This window comes from Oscillibacter sp. PC13, from assembly GCF_900115635.1.
GTDB lineage: Bacteria > Bacillota > Clostridia > Oscillospirales > Oscillospiraceae > Oscillibacter.
Genome location: NZ_FOXE01000004.1, coordinates 79,284 through 92,790, shown reverse-complemented (window position 1 = coordinate 92,790; position 13,507 = coordinate 79,284). Strand labels below are relative to the sequence as shown.

The following is a 13,507-nucleotide window of genomic DNA, read 5'->3' as shown; positions in this document are numbered from 1 at the left end:
TCCTGCTTCTTTTTGAGAGATTTATTCTGTGCCTCTTCCCTCGTTCCACTTCCACTCTCGGATCTCCGGCAGATCCACGCCGTGATCCTTGATATACTGCTTGTGCTCCACCAGCTTGTCGTTCATCCGTTGAACCAGGTAAGCACCCCGGTTACCCAGCTCCGGCAGGCGGCGCACTACATCGATGACCAGGTGGAACCGGTCAATATCGTTTAGAACACGCATGTCAAAGGGTGTGGTGATGGTGCCTTCTTCTTTATAGCCCCGGACGTGGAGGTTCTTATTATGGCGGCGGTACGTCAGTTCGTGAATCAGCGTGGGATATCCATGATAAGCGAAGATAATAGGCTTGTCCTTCGTGAAGAGCATATCGTACTCCTCGTCCGTCAGGCCATGGGGATGCTCTGTGTGAGGCTGAAGCTTCATCAAATCCACCACGTTGATTACCCGGATTTTCAGGTTTGGCAGTTCCTTCCGCAGAATCGTCACCGCGGCCAGTGTCTCCAGGGTGGGCGTGTCACCGCAGCAGGCCATGACTACATCTGGCTCCTGGCCCTGGTCGTTGCTGGCCCAATCCCAGATGCCGATCCCCTGGGTGCAATGCTTCACTGCCTGATCCATGGTCAGCCATTGGGGCCGGGGATGCTTGCTGGTGACCATCACGTTCACGTAGTTCCGGCTCTGGATGCAGTGGTCAAACACGCTTAAAAGGCAGTTGGAATCGGGAGGCAGATAAATGCGCACCACATCCGCCTTTTTATTGGCCACATGGTCCAGGAAGCCGGGATCCTGGTGTGTGAAGCCGTTGTGGTCCTGCTGCCAGACGTTGGAAGAGAGAATATAGTTGAGAGACGCGATATCCTGCCGCCAGGGCAGTTCATTGCAGGTCTTCAGCCATTTGGCGTGCTGGGCGAACATGGAGTCCACAATGCGGATGAATGCCTCATAGCTGTTGAAGAAGCCGTGGCGTCCGGTCAGGAGATACCCCTCCAGCCAGCCCTCGCACATATGCTCGGAGAGCATGGAGTCCATCACCCGGCCGTCCGGATCCAGGTGCTCCTCCGGATCCTCATTCTCATGCCGTTCGCCCAGGAAGCGGCGGCCCGTCACTTCGAACACGGGGCCCAGGCGGTTACTGGCCGTCTCGTCAGGAGCGAAGATGCGGAAGTTTCGGGCATCCATGTTCAGCTTCATCACATCCCGGACATAGCTGCCCAGCACCAGCATATCCTGCGCTTCCACAGCGCCGGGAGCAGGGACATCCAGGGCGTAATCCCGGAAATCCGGGGTCCGCAGATCACGGAGCAGCAGACCACCGTTGGTATGGGGATTGGCACCCATGCGCCGGTTCCCGGTGGGCGGGAAGCTGCGAATCAGCTCCACGGGGCGGCCGTCCTCGTCAAACAGTTCCTCGGGATGGTAGCTGCGCAGCCACTGTTCCAGCAGCGGCAGGTGCCTTTCCGTGTCCGCCCCCATAGAGATGGGGACTTGATGCGCACGGAAGGCGCCTTCCACCGCATTGCCGTCCACCTCCTTGGGACCAGTCCAGCCCTTGGGCGTGCGGAGTATAATCACTGGCCAGCGCGGACGAGTGGTATCTCCCGTGCTGCGGGCATAGTCCTGAATCCGCTGGATCTCCCGGATGGCCCAGTCCAAAGTCGCCGCCATCTGCTGGTGCATGGCCTCCGGATCGTCACCCTCCACAAACCGGGGCTCCCAGCCGCAGCCGCGGAAGAACTGTTCCAGTTCCTCGTGGGAGATGCGGGAGAACACGGTGGGGTTTGCAATTTTGAATCCGTTCAGGTGCAGAATCGGCAGTACTGCGCCGTCAGTAATGGGATTAAGGAACTTATTGGAATGCCAGGAGGTGGCCAGCGGACCAGTCTCCGCCTCGCCGTCGCCCACTACGCAGGCGGCAATCAGGTCGGGGTTGTCCGCCACCGCGCCAAAGGCATGGGCCAGGGAATAGCCAAGTTCTCCTCCCTCGTTGATGGAACCGGGTGTCTCCGGCGCCACGTGGCTGGGGACGCCGCCCGGAAAGGAGAACTGCTTGAACAGCTTCTGCATACCGCTCTCATCCTGGGTGATGTTTGGATAGACCTCTGTGTAGCTGCCGTCTAACCAGTCCTGCGCAATCATGGCGTTTCCGCCGTGGCCAGGGCCGGACAGGTAGATCATATCCAGATCCTCCCGCTTGATAATCCGATCCAAGTGGGTATAGATGAAGTTCTGCCCCGGGCAAGTGCCCCAGTGGCCCACAATCGTCTGCTTCAGGTCTCCGGCAGTCAACGGGCGCTTCAGCAGCGGATTGTCCAACAGATACAGCTGGCAGGCAGTCAGATAGTTGGCAGCCCGCCAATAAGCGTCAATCTGCTTAAGCTGATCCGGCGTCAGCAGCGGTCTCTTGGAAAGGCGGGTATTTGCTTTAGGTCTTGTATTTGCCACCCTCCGAGCAGCTTTTGGCATAATAGTTCCCCCTTTTTGTAATCGTTTAACTTTAGTATATCGCTTATTTTTCAAAAAGCAATACACTTTTTGTATTTTCCAAAAATATTTCCGCTTTATTCACATTGTTCTCGAGTTAAGCATACCGTTAATTCCGCTCCTTTATTTTTTAATTTTGTAAATATTTTCATCTCCTTGTATTTTCTCGCCAGGTATGCTATGTTATTGCCATGGATACTTATGAAATTATTCGTTCCCGCCGGCGTACGTTGGCTTTGGAAATTACCCGGGACTGCCGTGTGGTAGTGCGCTCCCCCCGCGCTTTGTCCCGGGATCGGATTGACGCTTTTGTACAGCAGCATGCGGATTGGATTGCCGTCCATCTGGAACGGCAAAGGCTGCGGGCGGAGACTTTGCCACCCGTTCCCACCAAGCATGAGATTGACGCGCTGAAACGCAAAGCACGCGACATTTTACCGCCGAAGGTTGCGGAGTGGAGCAAAAAAATGGGAGTCTCCCCCACCGGCATTAAAATCACTTCCGCCCGGACCCGATATGGCAGCTGCAGCGGAAAAAACAGTCTTTGTTTTTCCTGCTTTCTGATGAACTGCCCGGAATCGGCTGTCGATTTGGTAGTAGTTCATGAGCTATGTCATATTCGGGTGAAAAATCATGGCCCCCAATTTTATGCCCTTCTGCGCCAGTACCTTCCGGATTATCAGGAGCGGAAAAAGCTGCTGTGACAGTGTGCGGCGCTTTTGTGCATGAGAAACCGGACAGGCCGCCCGGACCCGTTGATGGTTCTGTCAGACCGCGGCATCACCGGCACCCACCAAAATACCTCACGGAATATCTTTGAAATTCATTTTAAAAAACCGCCGCTGATAGCGGCGGTTTTTTTGCGCTTGTGGGTTATGCGCGGGGTGTGGTATCCCGTTCCAGCGGAATATCCGGCTGGAACAGCCGGATGGCATTCAGCACCGCATCCGCCTCCTTCTGCGTTTCAAACAGGAAGTCCTGGTAAAACTCCCCGTCGTAATAGGCCCGGAGCCGCACCATAGGCAACTGCTTACCACAGCAGCCCGTCACCGCGATGGCTGTATTTTTTGTCCAGACCTTGGCCAGTGCCGCAAAGGGCAGATACTTAGTACCCGGAAAGGCCGGGAAATAAATAGCCTCCCGCCCCACCCGGTACTGGCCTGCCCGGTGGGATTCCCGGAGATCGTCAGAAGCATTCTCTAGTAAGTAAGAATTGGACAGGGATTTCAATGCAAACAGCGGCATAAAGCAGTCTCCTTTCGCCATCAGCCTTCGTGCTCGATGGGAGTTTTTCAGTTTTACTGTATCCGTTTTTTCGGCAGCTGGACAGTGCAATTGCAACAGCGGACATCCAAAATTCCTATATTTTTGTTTTCGCTTAAGCTGCCATGAATCGCGTACACATACGACTCAATATACAGCCGCGGACGATATGAAATACATAACAGACAATATCTGTGCTCTTACGTATTCAAAGGGCGGCGCGGCAAACGGCGAAGGTTGGAGCTGTGCCTTACGGTGGTATGGCGGGAACGGAGAAACTATAGAAAACATCACCCTTTCGGGGAATCGTGTAATCATTTCCAGCGGGTATTACTATAAGATTACATTGGCGGATGATAAGATTGATTTGGTATTTTTAGAAGGCCGGTTCGCCAAATATTTGGAACTTCCAGATATCGAATCGGCAGATGTCAACGAGAATGCTCCTGAAGTATTGGAAACTACGGAGCAGGGATAGGTAAAGGAGCCCTTAAAACAGCAGTTGAATATCCGAAGGGGAAGCAAACACCATTGAACCCCCAAAAAAGAATCGGAAGTTGAAGAAAGGGACTGGCTGCGGCCCAATGTCATTAAGTTAAAAATTTTGTGCACGCGAAAAAACACCCACCTCGCTTTGAACCGAGGCGGGTGTTTTTTAGAGATAGCTTATCTCGCTCCTTAAAATCACTTGTAGACTTTTTTTAACTTCTTTTTTAAAACCATGTCGCTCACAGGCTCATCATAACCCCAATATACCAAGGCAACTCCTTGTTCCTCACAGAGTTTCTTTTTTCTGGCATCTCTTTCTTGTGCAGCCTTCAACCCTTCTTCTCCACCAAAATACTCTACGACCTCAAAATGTTGTCTTCCCTGATACTCAAATCCTGTATTGAGAGAGGGGACATAAACATCTAGGGATTGTTGCCCTAGCCACTTAGAATGATATTGATAAATAGAATCGGGATAGTGTTTGCCTATCAAGACAAACATTTCAACCTCACTCTTCCACTTACTGACCTTGATGCCTTCGCTCTCCATCTTCAGAAGCAGAGAAGACTCATATTTTTGCAATTCTTCCTTATTGAAAAACGGGTTTTTAACAGAATCAAAAGTATCATTCCCCATGAGAGCAAAGGCATACGAGAAGGAGTTGTTGGAATTGTAATTCACACCCACATAGAACAAACTCAGAATTGGCTTAAAAACCTTACGATAAATCTGTTCATCTGAGCGCAACCAAAGTAGTTCTCGCATTGTATTAATAACAGAATCACACATCCTCAATTCTGCATCTTTCAATGTAGGAAGATTGAGTGTGAAGTCATGCCTTGCTTCATACGAATTGATTGCAGACAGATACTTATCAATAGGCACATTGAAGATGGAATAGGTGCTTTTGTACTTTGAAAGCAAAAATAAGACACTTTCATTTTTGCAGGTATCCGCGCTCACTTCAACCATAATGTTCAAGGTGTCGTCATCACTAAAAACATTTGGCATAACAGAGTACGGCAAACCATTTCCCATCAGCCATTTAACAATCTGACCTTGCTTACTACTGTTGCAGGTAAAACACAAGTATCTTTGTTTCCTAAACCGCTTTTGAATGATAAACTTTTTGAACTTGGGGTTAATTTGCAGAGACTTGTCTGCTCTGGTTTCTTCTTGATAGAGAGCAACATCTTCGTCACTCATAGTCTTGATATTCCACAAGATAATCCCTTGGTAATCCTGTATTTTATAAGTACCACTCTTTTTATCAAAGGCAAAACCATACTGTCCTGGACCAAAGAAATGTGCTTTCTTACTTGCTTCAGGAAGCAAAAACAAATCTCCTCTTGTATCAAGTAGATAGTTCTTATTTTCCTTTTCATTTCTGACAATACAGCAAGTACCCTTTTGATTTGTGGCAGCTACAAAGGTGTTCTTCATCACAACAGATGAACCTCTCCTATCTACCAAAACCAAATCAAAATATTCGCCTCTCTTTTTCTGATAGTAGATGCCTTTCTCTGAATTAACACAAAAAACAGGGTAATCATAATTCTTGGCGGTCTCAGCAGAAAACATAGGCGGTCTATCTACCACGATAATATCCCTGTCAATATCCCAATTTTTATACTGTTTCAAAAGATTCATAAATCCCAAAGCCATTGGTCACCCCTCTATCGCTTCATATACCGAAAAACCTCCATAAATGATACCACAAATATGACAATGAACACAATTTTAATTATAGTGCTTTTAAGACATTCCAACGACTAGTTGATTTTTGTGTCGCGTCTTAACTTAATGGCTGAATCGACGGAAGATTTACGATAAAATGCCTACCTCCGAAAATATATGGGCGGATTTTCTGATACATTTTGTAGACTAGTTGATTCTTTGATGGTTGCGTATATTTTACTCCAAACCACAAAACAGGCCGATTTTCACAAAATATTCAATACTAGTTGATAGACCGTGCGTAGCGTTCCATATTTTTTCGTTTTTTGGTGTCTGTTAAGATAGGGCGGCATTTCTTTTTCTGAAAACCCCTGTTTTGACCGTCTGAAACCGGCTTTTACGAAAATTAATGTGTTGAAGGAGTGGAAGGCAATGCCCCCACCCCCCTCATTTTTTAGTTGCTATTCAACACACAAATCCGGGGAATCCCTTTGCGAGAAAATTGCACTGATCCTACCGTCTAAGGTTGACTGGAATGGCATAGTCAGGGAATTTCCGCTATCTAAATAAAGTAGCACAAATACAGCACCGCCGTTAAGCAATAGAACATAGTTCTTTATCGCTTGACGGCGGTGCTTTTCGCTTAACTTAATGACATTGGCTGCAGGCCAGTCCCTTTTTTTGCATTCTTATTCTCCCATGGGAGCCCCGCACTGGGGGCAGAATTTGCTGTCGGAAACCGCACCGCAGATGGGGCAGGTCTTTTGTGCGGAAGCAGCGGGTGTCTCCTCTGCCGCGGTCTCCGGCTCCCCGTCCTTTGAGGGTTTGCTGGCCTCCAGTTCGGCAATCTTGGCCTTGCTGGCGTTGACCGCCTCCACCAGTTCCCGGACACTCTCTGGAATTTCCCCCTCATACTCACTGACAAACCACTCACCGATGGTGCGGTAGTTCTTGTCGATCTCCCTCTGTTCGCCAGCAATGGCCACGCTGATCTTGGTCAGCTCAGCAGCATCTTTCGCCTTGTCGGCAGCAACGGCAGCTACATCCTTTGCCTTTCTGGTCAGTTCATCAAAAAAAGCCATGTCAAAAACTCCTTTCATTCTACGCCGCAAGGCGCGATGGTAGTTCATCATTTCCTGCATTTTTCAGATTCGATGGCTTCAGTATATCGTACTTTTCCTGTGAGTGCAACAGAATTTCCGTTTGTTTACACATCGTTTTTAATCCACCCGCAGCTTCTTTCCACCGCTCTTCGCCATTGCTGGTAGTCAGCGCTGCAGACTCCCGCGTCTCTTTGCGGCAGGAATACGTGCTGACTGCGCCGCAGGCCTTCCAATTCAGAAAGCCCGTTCCATAGTCCAACCGCCAGGCCAGCCAGTGCCGCCGCGCCAAACGCGGTGGTTTCCACCTGGGCGGGCCGGTCGACCGGAATCCGCAGAAGATCCGCCTGTGTCTGCATCATGATATCACTGACGGAAGCTCCTCCATCCACCCGGAGTGTAGTAATGGGACAGGATGCGTCGGCATTCATGGCCTTTACCAAATCCGTCACCTGGTAAGCAATTGCATCCAGCACCGCCCGGGCAATATGGGCCCTGGTGGTCCCCCGCGTAATTCCCACAATGGTGCCGCGGGCATACATATCCCAATACGGCGCCCCCAAGCCTGTGAAAGCCGGTACAAGAATAACACCACCTGAAGAGGGGACACTCTCTGCCAGCCGGTCGCACTCCGGTGCGCTGGAAATAAGCCCCATCTCATCCCGCAGCCACTGGATCGCACTGCCGGCGTTGAACGCACTTCCCTCCAGCACATAGGTCGTTTTTCCCCCCAGACACCATCCCACGGAGGTCACCAGTCCCGTCCGGCTGCGCACCGGTACTTCCCCCACATTCATCAAAGTGAAGCAGCCTGTTCCGTATGTGTTCTTTGCCTGTCCGGGTGCAAAGCAGGCCTGACCGAACAGGGCTGCAGACTGATCGCCTGCACTGCCGCAAATCGGAATACCCGCCAGTGCCTCCAGTCCCGGAATGCCGGCGGCGACCACGCCATAGACCTCGCTGTTTGGCCGTGGTTCCGGCAGCAGCGACACGGGGATATCCAGCAGCCTGCACAGCTCTTCATCCCAGGTCATCGTGTGAATATTGAACAGCATCGTGCGGGAGGCATTGGAATAGTCCGTCACGTGTACCCGGCCTCCAGTCAGGTTCCATATCAGCCAGCTATCCACCGTACCGGCGCATAATTCTCCCCGCTCTGCCCGTTTCCGCACTCCGGGAGCATGATCCAGAATCCACTTGATCTTGGTGCCGGAAAAGTAAGCGTCAATCAAAAGTCCTGTCCGCTCTGCCACCAAATCTCCATGTCCGTCCGCTTTCATTTGATCACAGATGGACGCGGTGCGGCGGCACTGCCAGACAATCGCGTTCTGTACGGCTTCTCCAGTACGCCTGTCCCAGAGAACTGTCGTTTCCCGCTGGTTTGTGATGCCAATGGCGGCAATCCGCTTTGGATCAATATGGGCAGCATTCACCGCCTCTGCCAAGGCGCGCTTTTCTGTCTGCCAAATCTCCGCAGGGTCATGCTCCACCCAGCCGGGCTGCGGATAAATCTGGCGGAAGGGATGCTGGGCCCGGGAGACTATCTCCCCTGCCCGATTAAAGAGAATCGCCCTGGAACTGGTGGTTCCCTGGTCCAGAGCGGCAACATGGGTTTCCATCAGCAACTCCCCCTTTTCTGAGTGGCTGCGCCGATCCTACCATAGGTACAGGGCATTCAAACAGAGGCCGCAGGCCGCCAAACCCTCTTGGCATTTCTGTCTCATTTATGGTAGGATACAGTCGGTATCTATTTCCGCAGGCACAAGGTCTGTATTTAAAAGTTCCTGCTCAGTATAACACAGGGGAGTTGAATTTTCCATGGTACAACATGAATTTACCTTTCCTTCCGCTGACGGAAGGACCGCTATTCACGCAGTGGAGTGGCTGCCGGATGGCGAGGCGCGGGCTGTACTGCAGATTTCCCATGGTGTGTCCGAGTACATTCTGCGGTATGCCCCCTTCGCCGCTTTTTTAACCGATCGGGGTTTCGCTGTGGTAGGGCATGATCATTTGGGGCACGGCAGCTCTGTGGCGCCGGGTGCTCCGCGGCTGTACTTTGGTCCAAAGGGCAGCTGGAATTGGGTGGTAAAGGATCTCTACACCCGTCGGGAACTTGCCGGCAGGCGTTTTTCCGGCGTTCCCTATTTCCTTCTCGGCCATTCCATGGGATCTTTTCTGGCCCGGACCTATTTGATCCAGTATCCTGGCACCTTGGACGGTGTCATTTTGATGGGCACCGGCCAGATGTCCCCCTCCCTGATTGCAGGTGGTAAGCTGATTGCCGCTCGGGAAAGCAGAAAGGTGGGGGAAACCAATCCCAGTCCCCTAGTGATGAAGCTAGCTTTTGAAAATTACAACAAGCGTTTTGCCCCCAACCGTACCGGGTTCGATTGGTTGTCCGCCAACTGCGAAAATGTGGACTGGTATATTGCTCATCCCCTGTGCGGCGGAAACCCCACCATTGGCCTTTTTCGTGAAATGCTGGATGGCCTTTCCTTCATTTCAAAGCCCGCAAACCTCAAAAAAATGAACCTGAACACTCCCGTATTCTTCATCTCCGGTGCTATGGATCCGGTCGGTGACTGCGGCAAGGGCGTTCAACGGGCCTTTGAGAGCTTTCGAAAAGCGGGGGTTCGGGACGTATCCATTCAGCTGTATCCCCATCTCCGGCATGAGATTCTAAACGAGGACTGCAAAGAGGTCATCTATCGGGATCTCTATCAATGGCTGGCCCAAAGGCTGCCATCCCGGGAGGGAGGCGACAGTTGCCCATGAGCCAGCCACTTACCAGACAGCAAAAGTATTATATGCTCACCCTGGCGGGCCGGGTGGCCGTCTTTGTATTCCTTGCAGTCTATGCGCTCGCCGGAGCGGCGCATTTTGACACAGATCTGGACCAAGGTCCTTCTCTTCTCTCTCCGTTGACGGCGGTATGGCTGCTGCTGATGGCCTCTATGGTGCGCCGATTTTTTCCAGCCCGTTCAGAAAGCCTGGGCTGTCAAAAGCTGTTCTCTGAACGACTCCAATGCACTGACCGAAAACCATCTGTGCAAGAAGTGCGGCAGGCTGACCGGGGTGCATTTGTGGTGCTGTTCGTCTGGGCCTCGACAAATGCGCTGTTTCTTTTGGGGCACGCAAGGGGGTAGCTGGAAGATCGCTTTCTCATCTGTCTGGCGGGATTTTATGGTGTGTGCGATATTGTCTGCATTCTGTTCTTCTGCCCCTTCCAAGCCTGGATGATGCACAATCGCTGCTGTATTACCTGCCGCATCTATGATTGGGATTACCTGATGCTGTGCACGCCCCTTCTGGGTATCCGCAGCGCCATGACGGCCTCTGCCTGCCTGCTGGCGGCAGTGCTCTTTCTTCGTTGGGAGATTACGTACCGTCTCCACCGGGAACGTTTTTTTGAGTGCGGCAATGACGCCCTGCGGTGTACAAACTGCGAAGAACATCTGTGCCATTATAAAAAAGCGCTGTCTTCCAAATGGAAGCGCCGCCATTAAACAAAAAAGCAGGAGCAAAGCATGTGTGCTTTGCTCCTGCTTTTCAGCCGGACGCTCCCAGACGCAGTGCCGCCGTATCCCCGGTTCTCTGCAGAATACGCGCAGAAAGCACAGTATCCATGGTGAACACCAGCAGCACAGCATAGGTGAGCCCGGCTGGAATTCCAGCCAGCACCGGCGTCAGGACGTTGTGGACTGCAGGAAACACCGCCGCCAGCAGCCCGCCCCAGATTACAGAAAATGGAAGGCAGACCCGTCCCCGAAGGTTTCCCCACACGGCACTGTAGTCCCAAAAATGCACGTGGAAAAGGGATTCATAGGCCAGATGGACAACATACTCCACCGCTGTGGCAGTCAGCCCGCCCCAGAGTGCCAGCCTCCAAAATCCGTCTCTCCATTCCGGCGGCAAGGCCAGCACTGCCAGTACCCCAAGGCCGTACACCGGGCACAACGGCAGCAGCAAAAAGCACTTGCGCACTTGATTTTTCGACCGGGTTACCACCGCAAATCCCTTCTCCAGGAGATATCCCAAAAAACTGTATGTCCAAAACTGCCAGAACAGCAATGCCATCGCGCTCCTCCTCTCCGATTCAGTATTTCCAGAATGGAACCCCGTATCCATGCATTGCGCTGTCCGCTCTTTCGTGATATCATAAGAAAAACATCAATTGGGAGTGTGACAACCATGGCAGATACCTGGGAGCATTTAAAGCAGGACTGTATGCAGTGCCGCGGCTGCGCACTGGCAGATACCCGCACCCATGTTGTCTTTGGTGATGGTGCCACCGATGCAGAGATTCTGCTGGTGGGTGAAGGCCCCGGCCAGCGTGAGGACGAGCAGGGAATTCCCTTCGTCGGCAAGGCAGGCCTGTTTCTTGATGATATGCTGGAAATGATCGGCTTGGATCGGAGCAAAGTTTATATCGCCAATATTGTCAAGTGCCGCCCGCCCCAGAACCGGGATCCGCTGAATGTAGAGCAGGATGCTTGCATCGGATGGCTTCGGCGGCAGACAGCCCTGCTGCGGCCGAAGATCATCATCTGCCTGGGACGCATTGCCGCCAAGGTCATCATCAAGGAGGATTTCAAGATCACCGCAGAGCATGGGCGGTGGTTTGAGCGGGGCGGTGTTCAAATGACCGCCATCTATCATCCGTCTGCTTTGCTGCGGGATGTGAGCAAGCGCCCCGAAACGTTTGAGGACTTGAAATCCATTCAGACAAAAATCCGGGAGATTTGCCCCGTTCATTCATAAGTTTTCTTTTCTCCGTTTGTGCTGGCGAGGAATTTCCATTCACTGCGTTACCGTGGCGGTACATGTCCAGTTCTCCGCCGCACAATCTGCAGGAACGGGCAGCTCTGTGCAGGGCTGCCTTTCTTTCGGCGCGGCAGCTGTTTGAAAAATTCTGAATTTTTCAAACAAGCTCTCAGCAGGCCCTCTGTGCTGCAGGATACCGCGCTTTTATTTTCGCCGAATTGTTAACCAGTAAAATAAATATGGTTGACAAGTACTTGCGTCCATGTTATACTCCCTACGATAAGAAAAGGAGGCTTTTGCAATGGCTGACACTGATATTTCCGTTTCCCGAATCCGTACTGCGGATATGGCCTATATTGCCCTATTTGCCGTACTGATGGCCGTGTGTGCCTGGATTTCGATTCCCTTCACCGTCCCCTTTACGCTTCAGACCTTTGCGGTATTTGCTGCCTTGGCTATCCTGGGCGGCAGGCGGGGTACGCTGTCCGTAGTTGTTTATCTGCTGTTGGGAGCAGTGGGACTGCCGGTGTTTGCCGGCTTCAAAGGCGGTTTGGCCGCCTTATTGGGTACCACCGGTGGCTATATCCTCGGTTTTCTCCTCACAGCCCTGTTGTATTGGGGGATTACGCATATTCTTGGTGAAAAGCCGGTTGTGATGATTCTCTCCTTGATACTGGGGCTTGCAGTGTGCTACGCCTTTGGCACCGCTTGGTTCTTGGTGGTTTACACACGCACCTCCGGTGCACTCAGCCTTTTCACCGCCTTGGGCTGGTGTGTATTCCCCTTCATTCTCCCCGATCTCTGCAAGTTGGGACTGGCGGTGTTGCTGTCTTTTCGGGTAAAGAAGCACTTGAAATAATCGGATTTTACGCCCCGCATCATACCTGCGTATCAATTGCGCACCGATTTGCCGCCGGACAAGTGACGCTCCGGAGGGTTCCGGAGGATTTCAGGTTCCAAATCTTAATAAAAGGATAAAAGGACATGCCGGAGCAATACTCCGGCATGTCCTTTTCGCGCTGTCAGAAAGTCTCTGTCTTTCCATCACGGGCCTTTGGAATGCGCTGTGGTTTATTTCTTTTCCGCTTTCTCTTTCAGTTTCGCATCTACCCGTTTCAGTCCCCGGATACAAATGCACGCTGCGGCCGCAAGGATAGCAATTCCTCCGGCCAGCCCTTTTTCTCTTTTGTCCTTTCCTGTCACTGTCATTGCGCCTCCATTTTCCCAAAAGGTGCAAAGGTCAATCGCATATCATACCACATCACGCCGCCATGGACGGATTTGGATACACCTTCATTATGAAAGCCAAACGTTTCATAGTAGTGAATCAGCCTTTCTTTACAGGTGAGGACACAGCCCTTCCTCCCCTGCGCACATGCATCTGCAATGACCTGTTCCATCACTTTGGCGGCATAGCCGCGGTTTCGAAATTCCGGCATGGTATTGACGCCAAAAATCATCTGCCAAGCACCGTTCTCCTTGTGAAGTGCGGCATTTTCATACATCTCATCCCGCAGCAGCGGTTCATCCGTCGCCAGTCCGTTTACAAAGCTTATCAGCCTTCCATCATCCGCTTCCAGAAGCCAAAAGTGATTTGGATAGACTGCCAGCCGGGCCGCAAAATCCCGTTCCGTGGCCGCTTCTGAAGCCGGAAAGCAAGCCGCCTCCACCGCCGTCAATGCCGGAAGATCCCGCATGTCTGCATTGCGAATGCGCATACCGCTTTTCCT

General features: G+C 51.9%; 14 protein-coding genes. 7 read left to right on the top strand and 7 right to left on the bottom strand.

Going from position 1 to position 13,507, the window contains the following annotated elements:
* Positions 1 to 21 precede the first annotated feature (21 nt).
* Positions 22 to 2,466, bottom strand: a complete 2,445-nt coding sequence (locus BMZ81_RS03345; protein WP_091128615.1) for a phosphoketolase family protein — start codon at positions 2,464 to 2,466, stop codon at positions 22 to 24.
* A 209-nt stretch (positions 2,467 to 2,675) separates the two neighbouring features.
* Between BMZ81_RS03345 and BMZ81_RS03340 the strand changes: the two genes are divergently transcribed.
* Positions 2,676 to 3,188 (top strand): M48 family metallopeptidase, encoded by a 513-nt coding sequence (locus BMZ81_RS03340; protein ID WP_091128612.1) that lies wholly within the window; start codon positions 2,676 to 2,678, stop codon positions 3,186 to 3,188.
* A 169-nt stretch (positions 3,189 to 3,357) separates the two neighbouring features.
* Here BMZ81_RS03340 and BMZ81_RS03335 read toward each other — a convergent pair whose 3' ends face one another.
* Positions 3,358 to 3,729, bottom strand: a complete 372-nt coding sequence (locus BMZ81_RS03335) for a hypothetical protein (protein ID WP_091128610.1) — start codon at positions 3,727 to 3,729, stop codon at positions 3,358 to 3,360.
* Positions 3,730 to 3,916: 187 nt separating this feature from the next.
* On the opposite strand from BMZ81_RS03335, the gene BMZ81_RS03330 reads away from it, so the two are divergent.
* Positions 3,917 to 4,225 carry a hypothetical protein gene (locus BMZ81_RS03330; protein ID WP_091128607.1) on the top strand — a complete coding sequence of 103 codons (309 nt, stop codon included), beginning with the start codon at positions 3,917 to 3,919 and terminating at the stop codon, positions 4,223 to 4,225.
* A 206-nt stretch (positions 4,226 to 4,431) separates the two neighbouring features.
* Here BMZ81_RS03330 and BMZ81_RS03325 read toward each other — a convergent pair whose 3' ends face one another.
* The 3 genes from BMZ81_RS03325 to glpK form a co-directional block, all read right to left on the bottom strand.
* On the bottom strand, positions 4,432 to 5,901 hold the full coding sequence (locus BMZ81_RS03325; protein WP_091128606.1) for a hypothetical protein: 1,470 nt from the start codon (positions 5,899 to 5,901) through the stop codon (positions 4,432 to 4,434).
* A 701-nt stretch (positions 5,902 to 6,602) separates the two neighbouring features.
* Positions 6,603 to 6,995, bottom strand: a complete 393-nt coding sequence (locus tag BMZ81_RS03320) for a zinc ribbon domain-containing protein (protein ID WP_091128603.1) — start codon at positions 6,993 to 6,995, stop codon at positions 6,603 to 6,605.
* A 125-nt stretch (positions 6,996 to 7,120) separates the two neighbouring features.
* Positions 7,121 to 8,632 (bottom strand): glycerol kinase GlpK, encoded by a 1,512-nt coding sequence (gene glpK, locus BMZ81_RS03315; protein ID WP_091128602.1) that lies wholly within the window; start codon positions 8,630 to 8,632, stop codon positions 7,121 to 7,123.
* 199 nt (positions 8,633 to 8,831) lie between these two features.
* Here glpK and BMZ81_RS03310 point away from each other — a divergent pair, with 199 nt between their 5' ends.
* The 3 genes from BMZ81_RS03310 to BMZ81_RS03300 are packed head-to-tail and all read left to right on the top strand — an operon-like array spanning position 8,832 to position 10,519.
* Positions 8,832 to 9,788: an alpha/beta hydrolase gene (locus BMZ81_RS03310; protein ID WP_091128600.1), complete on the top strand. Its 957-nt coding sequence runs from the start codon at positions 8,832 to 8,834 to the stop codon at positions 9,786 to 9,788.
* Positions 9,785 to 10,159, top strand: a complete 375-nt coding sequence (locus BMZ81_RS03305) for a hypothetical protein (protein WP_091128598.1) — start codon at positions 9,785 to 9,787, stop codon at positions 10,157 to 10,159. Before BMZ81_RS03310 ends, BMZ81_RS03305 begins: the two co-directional genes overlap by 4 nt.
* Positions 10,160 to 10,201: 42 nt before the next feature.
* On the top strand, positions 10,202 to 10,519 hold the full coding sequence (locus BMZ81_RS03300) for a hypothetical protein (protein ID WP_091128596.1): 318 nt from the start codon (positions 10,202 to 10,204) through the stop codon (positions 10,517 to 10,519).
* Positions 10,520 to 10,562: 43 nt separating this feature from the next.
* Here the strand turns inward: BMZ81_RS03300 and BMZ81_RS03295 are convergent, their stop codons facing one another.
* Positions 10,563 to 11,090, bottom strand: coding sequence for a putative ABC transporter permease (locus BMZ81_RS03295; RefSeq protein ID WP_091128594.1), 528 nt, complete (start codon positions 11,088 to 11,090; stop codon positions 10,563 to 10,565).
* A 114-nt stretch (positions 11,091 to 11,204) separates the two neighbouring features.
* On the opposite strand from BMZ81_RS03295, the gene BMZ81_RS03290 reads away from it, so the two are divergent.
* Both BMZ81_RS03290 and BMZ81_RS03285 read left to right on the top strand, forming a co-directional pair.
* Positions 11,205 to 11,774 (top strand): uracil-DNA glycosylase, encoded by a 570-nt coding sequence (locus BMZ81_RS03290; RefSeq protein WP_091128592.1) that lies wholly within the window; start codon positions 11,205 to 11,207, stop codon positions 11,772 to 11,774.
* Positions 11,775 to 12,078: 304 nt separating this feature from the next.
* Complete coding sequence (locus tag BMZ81_RS03285; protein WP_091128590.1) at positions 12,079 to 12,636, top strand: biotin transporter BioY; 558 nt, start codon at positions 12,079 to 12,081, stop codon at positions 12,634 to 12,636.
* A gap of 346 nt (positions 12,637 to 12,982) precedes the next feature.
* Here BMZ81_RS03285 and BMZ81_RS03280 read toward each other — a convergent pair whose 3' ends face one another.
* A complete protein-coding gene (locus BMZ81_RS03280) occupies positions 12,983 to 13,495 on the bottom strand; it encodes a GNAT family N-acetyltransferase (RefSeq protein ID WP_091128588.1) in 513 nt (170 codons plus the stop codon).
* Between the last annotated feature and the right edge of the window lie 12 nt (positions 13,496 to 13,507).

What these genes read in the sequence shown, in the direction of transcription:
- BMZ81_RS03280 (WP_091128588.1), bottom strand. Translation starts at nt 13,495, where the DNA reads ATGCGCATTCGCAATGCAGACATGCGGGATCTTCCGGCATTGACGGCG.
- BMZ81_RS03290 (WP_091128592.1), top strand. Translation starts at nt 11,205, where the DNA reads ATGGCAGATACCTGGGAGCATTTAAAGCAGGACTGTATGCAGTGCCGC.
- BMZ81_RS03325 (WP_091128606.1), bottom strand. Translation starts at nt 5,901, where the DNA reads ATGGCTTTGGGATTTATGAATCTTTTGAAACAGTATAAAAATTGGGAT.
- BMZ81_RS03320 (WP_091128603.1), bottom strand. Translation starts at nt 6,995, where the DNA reads ATGGCTTTTTTTGATGAACTGACCAGAAAGGCAAAGGATGTAGCTGCC.
- BMZ81_RS03295 (WP_091128594.1), bottom strand. Translation starts at nt 11,090, where the DNA reads ATGGCATTGCTGTTCTGGCAGTTTTGGACATACAGTTTTTTGGGATAT.
- BMZ81_RS03345 (WP_091128615.1), bottom strand. Translation starts at nt 2,466, where the DNA reads ATGCCAAAAGCTGCTCGGAGGGTGGCAAATACAAGACCTAAAGCAAAT.
- BMZ81_RS03335 (WP_091128610.1), bottom strand. Translation starts at nt 3,729, where the DNA reads ATGCCGCTGTTTGCATTGAAATCCCTGTCCAATTCTTACTTACTAGAG.
- BMZ81_RS03305 (WP_091128598.1), top strand. Translation starts at nt 9,785, where the DNA reads ATGAGCCAGCCACTTACCAGACAGCAAAAGTATTATATGCTCACCCTG.
- BMZ81_RS03285 (WP_091128590.1), top strand. Translation starts at nt 12,079, where the DNA reads ATGGCTGACACTGATATTTCCGTTTCCCGAATCCGTACTGCGGATATG.
- BMZ81_RS03310 (WP_091128600.1), top strand. Translation starts at nt 8,832, where the DNA reads ATGGTACAACATGAATTTACCTTTCCTTCCGCTGACGGAAGGACCGCT.
- BMZ81_RS03330 (WP_091128607.1), top strand. Translation starts at nt 3,917, where the DNA reads ATGAAATACATAACAGACAATATCTGTGCTCTTACGTATTCAAAGGGC.
- BMZ81_RS03340 (WP_091128612.1), top strand. Translation starts at nt 2,676, where the DNA reads ATGGATACTTATGAAATTATTCGTTCCCGCCGGCGTACGTTGGCTTTG.
- glpK (WP_091128602.1), bottom strand. Translation starts at nt 8,632, where the DNA reads ATGGAAACCCATGTTGCCGCTCTGGACCAGGGAACCACCAGTTCCAGG.